General features: G+C 47.9%; 14 protein-coding genes and 1 tRNA gene. 13 read left to right on the top strand and 2 right to left on the bottom strand.

What is annotated here, in order from left to right; all coding sequences use genetic code 11:
* Positions 1 to 24 precede the first annotated feature (24 nt).
* A complete protein-coding gene (locus AC5FX6_RS20235) occupies positions 25 to 1365 on the bottom strand; it encodes a DEAD/DEAH box helicase (protein WP_493598777.1) in 1341 nt (446 codons plus the stop codon).
* A gap of 122 nt (positions 1366 to 1487) precedes the next feature.
* On the opposite strand from AC5FX6_RS20235, the gene AC5FX6_RS20230 reads away from it, so the two are divergent.
* The 8 genes from AC5FX6_RS20230 (at position 1488) to AC5FX6_RS20195 (ending at position 8300) form a co-directional block, all read left to right on the top strand.
* Positions 1488 to 2111: a hypothetical protein gene (locus AC5FX6_RS20230; RefSeq protein WP_493598776.1), complete on the top strand. Its 624-nt coding sequence runs from the start codon at positions 1488 to 1490 to the stop codon at positions 2109 to 2111.
* A 71-nt stretch (positions 2112 to 2182) separates the two neighbouring features.
* Complete coding sequence (locus AC5FX6_RS20225; protein ID WP_493598775.1) at positions 2183 to 3415, top strand: serpin family protein; 1233 nt, start codon at positions 2183 to 2185, stop codon at positions 3413 to 3415.
* A gap of 103 nt (positions 3416 to 3518) precedes the next feature.
* Positions 3519 to 4853 carry a dihydroorotase gene (locus tag AC5FX6_RS20220; RefSeq protein ID WP_493598774.1) on the top strand — a complete coding sequence of 445 codons (1335 nt, stop codon included), beginning with the start codon at positions 3519 to 3521 and terminating at the stop codon, positions 4851 to 4853.
* 11 nt (positions 4854 to 4864) lie between these two features.
* On the top strand, positions 4865 to 5233 hold the full coding sequence (locus AC5FX6_RS20215) for a DUF6980 family protein (protein ID WP_493598773.1): 369 nt from the start codon (positions 4865 to 4867) through the stop codon (positions 5231 to 5233).
* 132 nt (positions 5234 to 5365) lie between these two features.
* Positions 5366 to 5441: transfer RNA gene (locus AC5FX6_RS20210), tRNA-His, on the top strand.
* Positions 5442 to 5585: 144 nt separating this feature from the next.
* On the top strand, positions 5586 to 6509 hold the full coding sequence (locus tag AC5FX6_RS20205) for a PfkB family carbohydrate kinase (RefSeq protein ID WP_493598772.1): 924 nt from the start codon (positions 5586 to 5588) through the stop codon (positions 6507 to 6509).
* A gap of 156 nt (positions 6510 to 6665) precedes the next feature.
* The gene (locus AC5FX6_RS20200) at positions 6666 to 6866 is read left to right on the top strand and encodes a hypothetical protein (protein ID WP_493598771.1); all 201 of its coding nucleotides are present in this window, start codon (positions 6666 to 6668) and stop codon (positions 6864 to 6866) included.
* A 198-nt stretch (positions 6867 to 7064) separates the two neighbouring features.
* A complete protein-coding gene (locus tag AC5FX6_RS20195; protein WP_493598770.1) occupies positions 7065 to 8300 on the top strand; it encodes an NAD(P)/FAD-dependent oxidoreductase in 1236 nt (411 codons plus the stop codon).
* Here AC5FX6_RS20195 and AC5FX6_RS20190 read toward each other — a convergent pair.
* Entirely contained in the window at positions 8297 to 10021 is a 1725-nt protein-coding gene (locus AC5FX6_RS20190) for a M61 family metallopeptidase (protein WP_493598769.1), read from the bottom strand. The two genes, AC5FX6_RS20195 and AC5FX6_RS20190, sit on opposite strands and share 4 nt — an antisense overlap.
* Before the next feature lie 220 nt (positions 10022 to 10241).
* Here AC5FX6_RS20190 and rpmH point away from each other — a divergent pair, with 220 nt between their 5' ends.
* The 5 genes from rpmH (at position 10242) to AC5FX6_RS20165 (ending at position 13857) form a co-directional block, all read left to right on the top strand.
* Entirely contained in the window at positions 10242 to 10400 is a 159-nt protein-coding gene (gene rpmH, locus AC5FX6_RS20185; RefSeq protein WP_071594924.1) for a 50S ribosomal protein L34, read from the top strand.
* Between the two features lie 57 nt (positions 10401 to 10457).
* Positions 10458 to 10850, top strand: a complete 393-nt coding sequence (gene rnpA, locus AC5FX6_RS20180) for a ribonuclease P protein component (RefSeq protein WP_493598768.1) — start codon at positions 10458 to 10460, stop codon at positions 10848 to 10850.
* A 29-nt stretch (positions 10851 to 10879) separates the two neighbouring features.
* Entirely contained in the window at positions 10880 to 12529 is a 1650-nt protein-coding gene (locus AC5FX6_RS20175) for a S41 family peptidase (protein WP_493598767.1), read from the top strand.
* 107 nt (positions 12530 to 12636) lie between these two features.
* Positions 12637 to 13335, top strand: a complete 699-nt coding sequence (gene tsaB, locus AC5FX6_RS20170) for a tRNA (adenosine(37)-N6)-threonylcarbamoyltransferase complex dimerization subunit type 1 TsaB (protein WP_493598766.1) — start codon at positions 12637 to 12639, stop codon at positions 13333 to 13335.
* A 9-nt stretch (positions 13336 to 13344) separates the two neighbouring features.
* On the top strand, positions 13345 to 13857 hold the full coding sequence (locus AC5FX6_RS20165) for a DUF2480 family protein (RefSeq protein WP_493598765.1): 513 nt from the start codon (positions 13345 to 13347) through the stop codon (positions 13855 to 13857).
* The last annotated feature ends 526 nt before the right edge of the window (positions 13858 to 14383 follow it).

Genomic DNA, 14383 nt, shown 5'->3' with positions numbered 1-14383 from the left:
GCCACATCGGACAGGGTGCTTATCTTATCTTTTCTTCTTTTTCGTCTTTTGCCAGAAAGAGGCTCTTGGGTCGCGCTTACTGTCAGGTCGCTTTTTAGGTATGGCTTTCTTCTCGTGGAAGGCACCCTTAAAGTCTGGGTTATCGCTGCGCTTCTGGTGGTCAATGTCACGGGCGATAGCCTGCTGCTCTTCAAACGTAATGTCGTGAATCTTTACCTCCGCCGGCATCGGCTCCTCTGGTATCTGCATCCGGATCAGTTTCTCGATCTTACGGATGTGGTACATCTCTGCTGGGTTGGCAAACGTGATGGCGGCGCCCACTTGCTCAGCACGACCTGTGCGGCCAATGCGGTGCACATAATCTTCGTACACAAACGGCACGTCAAAGTTGATCACATGGCTCACCATGGTCACGTCTATACCTCTTGAAGCAACATCGGTTGCCACCAGAAAGCGAACTTCACCGCCTTTGAAAGCCTCCATGGAATTAATGCGGGTGTTCTGGCCTTTGTTGCCGTGAATGGCCCGCACTTCACCGTACTCGCGCCGTTCCAGGAACTTGGCCACGTTCTCGGCGTTTTTCTTACTGCGGGTAAAAATGATCACGCGGTTGAAGCTTTCCTTGTCGCGAATAAGGTGCTCCAGCATGGCGATCTTGGTGCGCAGGTTCGGCACCTGGTATAGCACCTGACTTACGGTTTCTACTGGCGTGGCCTGCGGCGTCACTTCAATACGAGTCGGGAACTCCAGAAACTCTTCTGACAGCTCCACTACCTTAGGGTGCATGGTGGCTGAGAAGAGCAGGTTCTGGCGCTTGCGCGGCAATACCTCCAGCAGCTGACGAATCTGCGGCATGAAACCCATGTCCATCATCTTGTCGGCCTCGTCCAGCACAAGCGTTTTGATCTCCTTTAATATAAGCTCACCTTTCAGGTATAGCTCCATCAGGCGCTTGGGTGTGGCTACCAGTATGTCAATGCCTTTGTTGATTGTCTCGATCTGGGTTTTAGGTCCCAATCCGCCGTAAATAACGGTGTGGCGCAGGTCGGTGTATTTGCCCAGCAGCGTAATGTTCTCTTCGATCTGCATGGCCAGCTCGCGGGTAGGGGCCAGGATAACGGCACGCGGGTTGGTGCCCTGCGCATACTTCACCTTCATCAGGATCGGCAACAGGAAGGCCGCAGTCTTACCCGTGCCCGTCTGGGCAATGCCCATCACGTCGTGCCCACCCATGATAACAGGTATAGCTTTGAGCTGGATTGGCGTTGGTTTCTCGTAGCCGGCTTCCTCAATGGCGTTCAGCAACTGACGGTTCAGCTTAAAATCCTCAAACGTGGTTATTTCTTTCTCGGCTTCTTCTGCCATGGTATTTCTAATCGTGTTGATATACAAAGGTACGGTAAATTTACGGGAGCGGGATACAGGCAGATAAGTTGTCGGGAATTTGTCTTACTTTGATCACCTCAACCAATCTTGTTTGCTAAGCCATGTTCAAAAGAATACTGAAATGGGTATTTGTCATCGCAGCCATAGGGTTCCTTTCTTTCGTCGGGTATATAATCGCCGTTTTATACGCATTCGGAGTTTTCGATAAAGATTACACAAAGCAAGACTTGATCGAGCATTATGAAGCCAATGCTGACGAGATGCTTGATCTCAAAACGTATTATTTAAGCATTGTGCCTGCTCAAAAAGTAGTGCACATTGAATTTGACGGGAATAGAGAGCTGGGTATATTTCACATTGTTACCAAAGATTCGCTAACTGGCAAATCAGTACAAGACAGCAATTGGAATCTTAAGATCAAGTCTGGCAAAGTAGATTCTATGATTGCCTCGCTGGGTTGGTCGCGGGAAACTCTGAAAACATTAAAATCAAAGCTTGATAATACCGGTTGCATATCGGTAACGAACAGCAGGCCCTTTAACATCGGTTTTCAGCGAAGCGGTATGGGCATGTACTTTTATAACTTGCTAGATCAACCCATGCCTGATAGCCTGAAGGCAGACTATAACGATGGTTGTACTTATGAGCTGTATACTGATCAGGTGGTGCTGGAGTATGGCGGCGGAGCAGTTGGCCCACAGTGCTTTCCTTGGAAAAAGAGATAATCAAAACACCCCATGCAACTCTTCCACCTCCATTAGGGTCTATCAGGTATAGACCTTAACCAACGTTCTCTATGAGCAAAAGCATATTATTGTCAGGTATAGCCCTTGTGGCAATGAGTTTGTTTTCTGGTTGCCAAAAAGAAATGGTAGACGAAGGACCAAATACGCCCAATACCCGCCCGTTAACTGCACAGGAGCAGAAGACCGTGAGCAGCTCCAATGACTTTGCTTTTCGTTCTTTTTCGGAGCTCAGCAAAGGCGAAGAGGCAGAGAATATTTTCATTTCGCCGCTCAGTATCAGCACGGCGCTCACCATGGCTTACAATGGAGCCGATGGCGAGACCAAGCAGGCCATTGGGCGCACGCTTGGTTTTGAGGCAGCCTCTGATGAAGAGATCAACAAATCCTTCAAAGACCTGATCGCTTTGCTGCAAGGTATAGACAAGAAAGTAATCTTCACATCGGCAAACTCACTTTGGCACAGTAACCAGGTGAGACTGCAGGCGCCGTTCATCCAAACGAACAAAAAGTATTTCAACGCCACCGTACAGGGGCTTGACTTCGCATCGCCCGCAGCAGTTGGGCAGATCAACAACTGGGTGAAGAACAGTACCAACAATAAGATTGATAAAATACTGGATGAGATTAAGCGGGATCAGGTCTTGTTTCTGATCAATGCCATCTACTTCAAGGGCACCTGGACCTACCCTTTTGATAAGGCGCTAACCAAACAGGGGCAGTTCCAGCTCGAGAATGGCAGTAGCATTACTCACGATTTCATGACCATGAAGAAAGGTGAATACCTGCACTACCGCGACAACACGGTTGATATGATCGACTTGCCTTACGGCAATGAGCAATACAGTATGACGATCATCATGCCGAGCGGCAACAATAAAGTGCAGGATATTATTCCGCTGCTAAACCCGGCTCGCCTGAACACCTGGCTGGCAGAGGGACGCAAGGCAACCTGGGAGCTGCATATGCCTAAATTCAAAATGGAATATGAAGAGGAGCTAAATGCCATGCTGATCAAGTTAGGAATGGGTGTTGCCTTTTCAGGCGGAGCCAACTTTAGTCGCATGATAGAAGGGCACAACAACCTGGCTATTTCGGAAGTAAAGCACAAAACCTTCGTGGAAGTGAACGAAGAGGGTACAGAGGCTGCCGCTGTTACTTCTGTCGGTATAGAATTTACCTCCATGCCAGCGGCCTACCGTGTCGACCGGCCCTTCGTGTTCATGATCCGTGAGAAATCCTCCAATGCCATTCTGTTCATAGGCAAACTGATGCAGCCCAAATAGCAGCAGGTATAGCCTTTACCCACAAGTGATAGCAATCTGGGTGCTTTTCTGCAGGAAACTTTGCTAATGTGTGTTAACTTTGTTGAGCACATATCTTAGCAGCATGAAATCTATCCTGATAAAGAACGCACAGCTTGTAAACGAAGGAACCATTACCACCGCCGATGTGCTGGTAAAAGACGGTCGCATTGCGCAGATCGGACAAGGTATAGAAGCCCTGGCCGACGAGACGATCGATGCCACTGGCCTGCACCTCATCCCGGGTGCTATCGATGACCAGGTGCACTTCCGGGAGCCGGGCCTGACGCATAAGGCGAATATCGAGACGGAGGCGAGAGCAGCTGTAGCAGGCGGCACGACTTCTTTTATGGAGATGCCGAACACGGTGCCAAACGCCGTAACGCAGGAGCTGCTGGAAGACAAGTATAAGATCGCTGCCGAGACATCACTGGCGAACTACTCCTTTTATATGGGCGCCACCAACGACAACCTTGCCGAGGTGTTGCTGACCAACCCAAACACGGTTTGCGGTATCAAGATTTTCATGGGCTCTTCCACGGGGAACATGCTCGTGGACAACGAGCAGACGCTCGAGCAGATATTTGCCAAGGCCAAGCTGCCGATTGCAGTGCACTGTGAGGATGAGCAGACCATCCGCGACAACATGGCCATCTATGAAGAGAAATACGGCGAGGATATACCTGTGAAGTGCCACCCGGAGATTCGCAACGAGGCAGCCTGTTTTAAATCATCGTATCTGGCCGTAAAGCTGGCTGAAAAGCACAACACCCGTTTGCACATCCTGCATATCTCCACTGAAGAAGAACTGAAGTTGTTCCGCAACGACATTCCATTGGAGCAGAAGCGCATTACCGCTGAGATATGCGTACATCACCTGTGGTTTGATAAAGAAGACTATGACAAGTTCGGCACCCAGATCAAGTGTAATCCGGCTATAAAAGAGCACCGTCACAAAGAGGGCTTGCTGCAAGGTTTGCTGGATGACAAACTCGACGTGATCGCCACTGATCATGCCCCACATACCTGGGACGAGAAGCAGGGCAAGTATAAGCAGGCCCCATCTGGTGTGCCGCTGGTGCAGCACTCGGTGCAGATGATGCTGGAGTTTGTAAAACAAGGTAAACTGACGATTGAGAAAGTGGTAGAGAAAATGGCTCATGCGCCGGCTATCCTCTTCAATGTGCGCGAGCGCGGCTACATCCGCGAAGGCTACTGGGCCGACCTCGTGTTGGTAGACACTAACAAACCATATACTGTTACCAAAGACAATACTTACTATAAGTGCAAGTGGTCTCCTTTTGAAGGCCATACCTTTAGCAGCACCATCACCCATACCTTGGTATCTGGTCACCTGGCTTTTGTCAACGGTGAATTTGATGAGAGCAAAAAAGGAGAGCGGCTGTTGTTCGATCGCTAACAGGCAGAGGTATGGAGTTAGAGCGATTCAAAGAACTGCACACACGCTTTTTCGGGAAAGACTTGTCGGAAGAAGCCTTGCAATCAGAGGAGTACGAAGCGTACGAAGAGGCTATACACGAAGACGAAGCGTGCTACAACTGGGCCATTACTGACAAACTGAACAGCAAGGGGTTCCACTACCAGGATTACTGTTGCCTGATGATGGCCGATAAGGTATATGAGAGTCTGGATGCCGACGGCGAGACTAGGTATGATGATCCGGAAGTAGTGATCAACCAGTGGGATGAGGGGTTATATGGTATACCTGTGCACAACGGAAGCGCCACTATGGTCGTGATCCACTACTGCCCTTGGTGCGGCACCAGGTTGAGTAAGTAGGGGGTATACCTTAGAAGGCCAAACTGTAAGTCTAAAAGACACAGCGAGATAGGAATTTTATCTAAAAAAATGCGTTCTGCGTATTGTAAATAAGAAAACGACGCGTATATTTGCATTCTCTAAACGAGACACGGTGGTTGTAGCTCAGTTGGTTAGAGCACCAGATTGTGATTCTGGGGGTCGTGGGTTCGAGACCCATCTTCCACCCGAAGCCCTTGAAGCAAACCTTCAAGGGCTTTTTTGTTTATATTGCATTGCTAAATGGTTGAGTTGCTAAATTGTTGACTAGCAGCAGGTATAAACCAAGAGCCATTTAACAATTTAACCAGTTAACAATCAACAATTCAAAAATATGAGCTTAGTAGTAGTAGGTTCGATGGCGTTTGATGCGCTGGAAACTCCTTTTGGAAAAACAGATAAGATCGTTGGTGGTGCCGCCACTTATATTTCATTGTCGGCTTCTTACTTTGTGAAGCCTGTGAACGTAGTATCGGTAGTGGGTGGCGATTTTGATCAGGACCACATCAGCCTGATGCACGAGCGCAACATCAGCACCGAAGGCGTGCAGGTAAAGGAGAACGAGAAGTCCTTCTTCTGGTCTGGCCGCTACTTCAACGATATGAACAGCCGCGAAACGCTTGTAACGGAGCTTAATGTGCTCGGCGATTTCGATCCGATCATCCCTGAGGCTTACCAGAACTGCGAGTACCTGATGCTCGGTAACCTGGCGCCACAGGTACAGCGCACAGTATTAGAGCGGCTGACTAACCGTCCGAAACTGATCGTGATGGATACCATGAACTTCTGGATGGATATTGCCATGGAAGAGCTGCAGCAGACGATCGGTATGGTGGACGTGCTGTCGATCAACGATGAGGAGGCACGCCAGCTGAGTGGCGAGTATTCGCTCGTGAAAGCTGCCCGCAAGATCATGGCGATGGGACCAAAATTCCTGATCATCAAGAAAGGGGAGCACGGTGCCTTGTTGTTCCACGACGACAAAGTGTTCTTCGCGCCAGCCCTTCCGCTGGAAGAAGTATTTGATCCAACCGGAGCAGGCGATACCTTCGCCGGCGGCTTCATCGGTTACATCGCCGCTACAGGTGACATCAGCTTCGAGAATATGAAGCGTGCGATCATCCACGGTTCGGCCATGGCTTCGTTCTGTGTAGAAAAATTTGGTACTGAAAGATTAAAGAGCTTGGGCCAGCAGGAGATTGACAACCGCGTGCAGCAGTTTGTGAGTCTGGTGGCTTTTGATACAGTATTATCCTAAGTATAAGAAATTTGTATATTAATAAAAAGGGAGGCTACGGCTTCCCTTTTTCGCTTTATGCGCAGGGGCTGCCTGAGGTGAAATTGTATTAAAATGTAACAAAGTGCAGGTGTTAGAGGTAAAACTAAAGTATAGATTACCTTAAAACTGAAGAAAATGAGCTTAAAAAACGAAAATAAAAAAACACTGGACGAGTTGAAGAAAAATAACCCGGAAGGCAAAGATCCTAAAAAGCCAATGGGTAATATTGATTCACAGCCGAACCAGAATGCTTTGAATGCAGACGATACGAAAGTGCAGAACCCGAATCGTAACCTGGCAAAGGGCGGTAACAACATGCCTTACGACAAAAAATAAACTAAAGCGAACAAACCTAACCTGGCGGGAGGTATTAACAACACCCCTTACAATAAGTAAACACGCCAGGAATACAAAATAAGACTATGGAAAAGGAGAGGAAGGCCCAAGGGCTTTCCTTTTTTATTTTCTTTTTGAACAGGTATAGCGCTAGGCTCAGGTTTGCTGTTTATTTTTAGTCTCAATTCAACCGCGAGCATGCAGCAACACGACATTTGTATACTGGGGGCCGGACCGGGTGGCGCTTCCGCAGCCCTGCACCTGGCCAACAAAGGCATCCCCTGTGTGCTGATTGATAAGGCCGTTTTCCCAAGGGACAAGGTATGCGGCGATGCGCTGAGTGGCAAAGTAGTGAGCGAACTCAAGCGTATTTCACCAGATCTGCCTGCCATACTGAGTGAGCAGGAGGCCCAGCTTCCGTCATGGGGAATCCACTTCATCTCTCCGGCGGGCTACAAATTGAGTGTACCTTTCAAGTATAACTACGATCCGACCCAGGATATCCCCTCCGGCTACATTTCCAAGCGGGTTGACTTCGACAATTTTCTGATCGAGCAGGTGAAGCAGCGACCCGAAATCACGTTGCTGGAAGGTATAGACATTGCCAATATCGAAAGAACGGAGCAGGGTTTTTCACTTACTGACAAAACTGGCGAACATCAATATAGTACATGCTTACTGATTGCCGCAAACGGTGCGCACTCTTCCTTTGCACGGCACGAAGCAGGTATAAAGCAGGAGCAGGAGCACTACTGCGCCGGGTTGCGGGCCTACTATAAAAATGTGGCAGGGCTGGACAAGGATAACTTCATTGAGCTACACTTTCTCAAAGATTTCCTGCCTGGCTATTTTTGGATCTTCCCATTGCCTGGTGGTCATGCCAACGTGGGCGTAGGCATGCTGAGTGAGACAGTGAGCCAAAAGAAGGTGAACCTCAAAAAGGAAATGCTCCGCATGATCGAGAACCATCCGGAGTTCAAGCAGCGCTTTGCTGGTGCGGAGCTTATGGGTGATATCAAAGGATACGGCCTGCCACTCGGTTCTAAAAAGCGTGTGATCTCCGGCGACAACTACATGCTAGTAGGCGACGCAGCCTCACTTATCGATCCATTTACGGGCGAAGGTATAAGCAATGCCATGATCAGCGGTCGCTGGGCCGCCACACAGGCTGAGTTGTGTCTGCAGCAGCAAAACTTCTCCGCTGATTTCATGCAGGGCTACGACAAAGCGGTGTACAACCGCCTCTGGAAAGAACTTAAACTGAGCCGCCGCATGCAGCGCCTGTTAGATTACCCTTGGCTGTTTAATCAAGTGGCTAGCAAAGCGTCCAGGAACAAAGCCCTTGCCGAAACTATTTCCTGCATGTTCACCGACCTTGACCTGCGGGAGCGACTTAAGCAGCCGTCTTTCTACCTCAAGCTTTTGTTCAACTAAAAGTCCTGTTTCAGCCAAAGCTTGAAGTTTTGCTTCTCGGTATCGGTGGCGTCCGGTCGTTTGGCAATGCTATACTTGGTGTAATAGGTTTGCTGACTGGGTTTCAACTGCATATGGCGCAATTGCTTGTTCCGGAAAAGTGTCAGCTCTATACCTTGTCTAAGGTCCATGTCTGCCAATAAAGGCTGCAGGTTTTGCTCGATTTTTCGCCCGTTCACCGCAATCAACTCGTCTTCCACGCTTAGCATTTCATTAGCTGGCGAGTCAGGTGCTATGGCTGTTACTTTGGTTGTTTGCGCATCAGCAATTACCTTAAATCCGAAGAGTCTTTCGGAGAGCATGGCGTTCTCTTCTGCCTTTAGCGTGCAGCCAACATAACCAAGCGCTTTGTCTAAGGCTTGCTCTATAGGCGCAGTGCCGTTGATATACCTTTCAAAGTACTCCTTAAACGCTTCACCGCCTATACCTAGCACCAGTTGCTCGTAATCTTGTTCGGTGTACCCAATGCCCTTCTTGCCAAACTCCTCCCACAGGTGCCGCATAACCGTGTCAAGACTGGCTTGGTTGTTCGTGCGCTGCCGTAGTTGAAGGTCCAGAAGCAGAGCCGTTAAAGCCCCTTTGATGTAAATGGACACCTTACGATCCGGTATACCGGGTTTGTAACCATCCAGCCAGAGGTCGAAGGAGGAATCGGCAACGGACATATTGTTGCGGCTGTAGTCGGCGAAGTAGCGCTGCAGGGTGGTGTTGAGTTCATCAAAATACTGCGCCGCCGTAAATACGCCCGAGCGGGCCAGCATGTAGTCACCGTAGTAGGTTGTTATACCTTCCGCCACATAGCCTGTCCGGAAGTAATTCTCCCCAGTAAAATCATAGGGCAGCATTTCTTTGGGACGAATCTGTTTGACGTTCCACGTGTGGAATAGCTCATGCGAGCTCACGCCCAGAAACTCCTTGTACAGAGCAGGCGTCATCAGCAGTTCGCCCGGGCCCAGCGTGATGACGGTGGAGTTAACGTGCTCCACTCCATGGTAGAAACGGTAGGGAAGGATCTCGTTCAGGTAGTGATAGTCCGCCACTGGGAAATCGCCGAATACCTCCAGTTGCTCCTTTGTGAAAGCCTCGAAGTCACTTTTAATTCGCTCCCAGTCTGGCCGGCAGTCTCCCTGTATCCAGATGTGGAAAGGTATACCTGCTACAGTAAAGGTTTCCTTTTTAAGTGAGGCGCTGGCAATGAATGGACTGTCCACTAACTGGTCGTAGCTTTCAGCTTGCAAGGTGTGGTGCTCTGTTTCAGAAAGTCCGCAGGCAATTTGCCAGTCGGCAGGTATAGCCAGTTGCAGTTGCTGCGGCTCGTGTTCATGGCCTTCCACGGCCATCAGGCAGTTGATCCCGTTCAGGTATAGCTGTTCTTCGTCCAGCCAAGAGCCGCCGCCGTCCATCTGCCGGGCATAGAAGCTGTAGCGCACTTCCACCGTATCAGCACCGCCTGTCTGCACCAGCCAGCGGTCCTTGGTCACCTTGCGCACAGGTATAGCCTGCCCGTTTGCACTAGCCGTAACACCGCGCAACTTCTGGGCAAAGTGCTGGAGTTCGTAGCGCCCCGGTCGCCAGGCGGGCAACTGCAGGTATAGCTCTTGATTACTGTTTTCAGGGATAGTGATCGTGATATCAAGGAAGTGCGTGAGCGGGTTGCTAAAGGAGATCTGGTACTTTATCATGCTAAGAGTACTTAAATTGCAGGTATAAAGATAGGGCAAAAGCGGTTGAAGGGCTATATTTGCTACCAGCAGGTATAGCTTACCGCATGCGTAAGCATCAGACTGTGAAATATTTGGCGCTGTTTTAACATGTTTTTTCAAATATTATAGAAGATGGATTGCTATTTAACAAAAGCTTCCCTAATTTTGCAGGCCATAATAAAATAACCATTGGCAGACGATGAAAAGAACATTCCAGCCTTCGCAGAGAAAAAGAAGAAACAAGCACGGTTTCAGATCTAGAATGGAAACCGCTAACGGTAGAAGAGTACTAGCTAGCAGAAGAGCTAAAGGCAGAAAGAAACTTTCTGTTTCTGACGAAAGAAGACACAAGGCTTAATTTTCGGTTGCGCTTTGCTCAATCCGGAGCCGCTCTATTACTGAATGGACCCCGTGAATGAACGATAAAGCACAGCAACCGAATTCCTATACATTTTCGAAAGAAGAACGCTTGTGCAGTAAGCGCCTTATCACGCTACTGTTTAGCAAGGGTTCTTCTTTTAATTTGTATCCGCTCAGGTTTGTATACCACACACCTGAAGCGCCTCTTTCCGAAAGTACGCAGTTAGTCATTTCCGTTTCGAAGCGCAATTATAAACGTGCCGTCGACCGGAACCGACTAAAGCGCCAGATACGTGAGGCTTACCGCCTTAACAAGCACCTTCTTACCCAAAATCAAGGGCAGGCACCCCGCCTCCTTGCCATTATTTACATTGGCAAGGAAAAAAAATCCTTTGATACAATCCAAAAAAAACTAATTTCCGGTTTGGAACGTTGTTTGACTAGATAGTCTTACCCCGCCCCTAAACCCGGAATATTATGTATAAGAAGTCTATAGCCGGCCTCCTCATTGGCTGCCTTGCGCTGACCCTCTTCTCTTTTAAGACAGAGTCGGAGCGCTATTTCGAAATTGCCAAAAACCTCGACGTTTTTGCCACGCTTTTCAAAGAAGTAAATACCTATTATGTAGATGAAGTGCCGCCTTCCAAACTGGTGCGCACCGGTATAGATGCGATGCTCAAGTCGCTTGATCCTTATACCAACTACATTCCCGAAGATGATATTGAAGATTTCCGAACCATGACCACTGGTCAGTATGGCGGAATCGGTGCGCTAATCGGTAGCCGCAATGGCAAGATCGTAGTGCAAATGCCGTACGAAAACTCCCCTGCTCATAAAGCGGGACTGGTGATCGGCGACGAGATCGTCAAAATAGATGGGGTAAATGTGTCTAGTAAGAACACTTCAGAAGTAAGCAAACTCCTGAAGGGGCAGGCAAACTCTACTGTAAAACTCGAAGTGCGTAGCTATGGTCAGAACAAAGCACGAACTGTAGAACTCACCCGTGCCAACATCATGGTTGACAATGTGCCTTACTATGGCATGATCGATAATGAGATCGGCTACTTCCAACTGTCAGGCTTCACAGTCGATGCTTCTAAGGAAGTAAGAAATGCGGTGCAGAAGCTGAAAGAGCAGGGCGCTAAAAAGATTATTTTCGATTTGCGCGACAATCCTGGTGGTTTGCTGCATGAAGCGGTAAACATCTCTAACCTGTTTGTTGACAAGGGTACCGATATCGTAAGCACCAAAGGAAAGGTGAAGGAGTGGAACAAGACCTACAAGGCCTTGGATGAACCGCTGGACAAGAACATGCCAATGGTGATTTTGACCAGTTCACGCAGTGCTTCAGCTTCAGAAATTGTAGCAGGCGTGATGCAGGATTATGATCGTGCTGTACTGGTAGGGGAGCGTACTTTCGGTAAAGGCCTGGTGCAGGCTACCCGTCCGCTCTCTTATAACTCACAACTGAAAGTAACCACTGCTAAATATTATATCCCGAGTGGCCGCAGCATCCAGGCAATCGACTACAAGCATCGCAACGAAGACGGCAGTGCTGGCAAAATTCCGGATTCGCTTAAAGTAGCGCATAAGACAGCTGGTGGTCGTATCGTGTACGATGGCGGTGGTGTTAGTCCCGATGTGGAAGTTACCCGCAAGACCTATTCTGAGATAGCTAAAACAATTGCTGTTAAAGGTTATTTCTTTGAGTATGCCAATAAATATAAAGCTGAGAACCCTACTATACCTTCAGCCAAGCAATTCAAGTTGACTGATACCGACTATCAGAAGTTTATCGCTTTCCTGGAAAACAAGGATGTGAACTACACGACTAAGGTAGAGCGTGAACTCGAAGAACTGACAGAGCAGGCTAAAGACGGCAAGCATTTGGAGGATATTAAGCTGGAGCTCGATGCCATTAAGAAAAAGGTGTCGCATAACAAATCAAATGATTTAACACGCTTCCGTGGAGAGATACAGGAAATGCTGGAGGCTGAGATCGCTTCGCGTTATTACCTGCAGAAAGGCTACATCGAATCTTCGTTTGATGACGATCCTGATATTCTGATGGCCAAGCGCGTGCTAAGTGACCAACAGCAGTATGCATCATACCTTAAAGTGAAATAGACATTTGAAGTATAATGAAAGAGGGTGATGCCAGTTTGGTGTCGCCCTTTTTTGTTTCTGGCTCTTTCGACTTACTTTTGTAACATCATTCATTATATATATAAAGCATGCCACTACTGCTCGCGCTCGAAACCTCCTCTGCTGTTTGTTCTGTTGCCTTATATAAAGGAGCGGACTTACTTGGAGCATCTGAGCTGCAGATCGAAAAGTCACACTCTTCCCATATCACGGTCATGATTTCGCAGCTAGTTGAGAACTGTGGCCATACCTTACAAGACTTAAGTGCTGTGGCTGTTTCCGGAGGGCCAGGATCTTATACTGGTTTGCGTATAGGAAGCTCTACTGCCAAAGGTCTCTGCTATTCACTTGATATCCCTTTGCTGGAAGTGTCTACTTTATATGGACTGGCAAAGCAAGCCATAGATGGAGTGCCTAATGCAAAGGACTACCTATTTTGCCCAATGATCGATGCCCGTCGCATGGAAGTGTATACCTGTCTGCTCAACTCAAAGCTCGAAGAACAGATGCCAGTGACTCCGGTGGTGCTGGATGAACAAAGCTTTGAAGAGCAACTTGCCCAACAACCAATCGTTTTCTTTGGTAATGGTGCATCAAAATTTAGAAAGCTTCAGGAGACTAATCCGAATGCACTCTTTATAGATAGCATTCAACCGTCAGCCAAACCGATTGGGCAATTGGCAATGGCAAAGTACGAGCAGCAGGTATTTGAGGATGTGGCCTATTATGAACCCTTCTATCTGAAGGATGTTTATATAACAAGTCCGAGTAAGAACACGATTAAATAAGCTATAATAATGTCAGATATAATAAACAAAGTTGCACAAAGCGCACTCGTGACGCTAAACCTGGAAGAGTTGCTTCATCCAGGAGAACGTGTAGTGTATGATATAAAGGATAACCTATTCCAGGGCTTGATTCTCCGGGAGAAGGATTTCAGAGCTTTTGTCAAAGAGCATGACTGGTCAACCTATACTGGAAAGAATGTGGCTATCATTTGCTCCGTGGATGCCATAGTGCCAACATGGGCCTATATGTTGCTGGCTACAAAACTACAGGCACATGCCAACTACTATGTCTTCGGTGATTTGGAAGCATTAGAGCAAGCACTGATGCAAGAAGCGATTGCAGGCATTAATCCAGAAGAATACCGGGATGGCAAAGTTGTGATCAAAGGTTGCGGTAGTATACCTGTGCCGACATATGCTTACGTAGAGATAATGCGAAAGCTATTACCAGTAGTGAGTAGTATGATGTATGGAGAGCCATGCAGTACAGTGCCTCTATATAAGAGACCAAAGACAACATAAGATAGCCTTAAAGTAAAACGAATGAAAAAAGCCCATTCCAAACCGGAGGGGCTTTTTTCATTAACAGTCAATAGATAATTAGGGCCAATATATAAAAGCTTCAACTGATCGGATAACCAAATTTAAAGGAATTAATACTATTCAAGAAAAAAATAGGATAGTGAGGAACTTCTGAAAGGAAAAATACTGTTACACTCTAGCGCAGCAAATACTGAGGCGCAATAGCATAGGGATGAACCACAGATAGCGTGATTATCTTCTTATACTGTTAACATTCAAACAACCTATCAGAGTGATCAAGAGCTCTGAAAACAAACAGTCTCTTAGCAATACAGGTAAAATAGCCTCTATTGCTAAGAGACGACAAAAACCGGCAAGAAAGTTTAAAACTATTCGGTTTGCCGGTCAGGCACTTAGCGGGAACCGCGGGTATGCAGCGGGGAAAGTTGAGATTGCCCCCTTGCGGGTCCGGAATTTTTGTGGACCTTTGCACTCCCCACCCGGCACAGCGGGACGGGGAAACAGC

The sequence above is a fragment of the Pontibacter sp. LHS2 genome (assembly GCF_058932845.1).
Note: the sequence above shows the minus strand (reverse complement) of the source record. Positions and strands in the feature narration are given on the sequence as shown.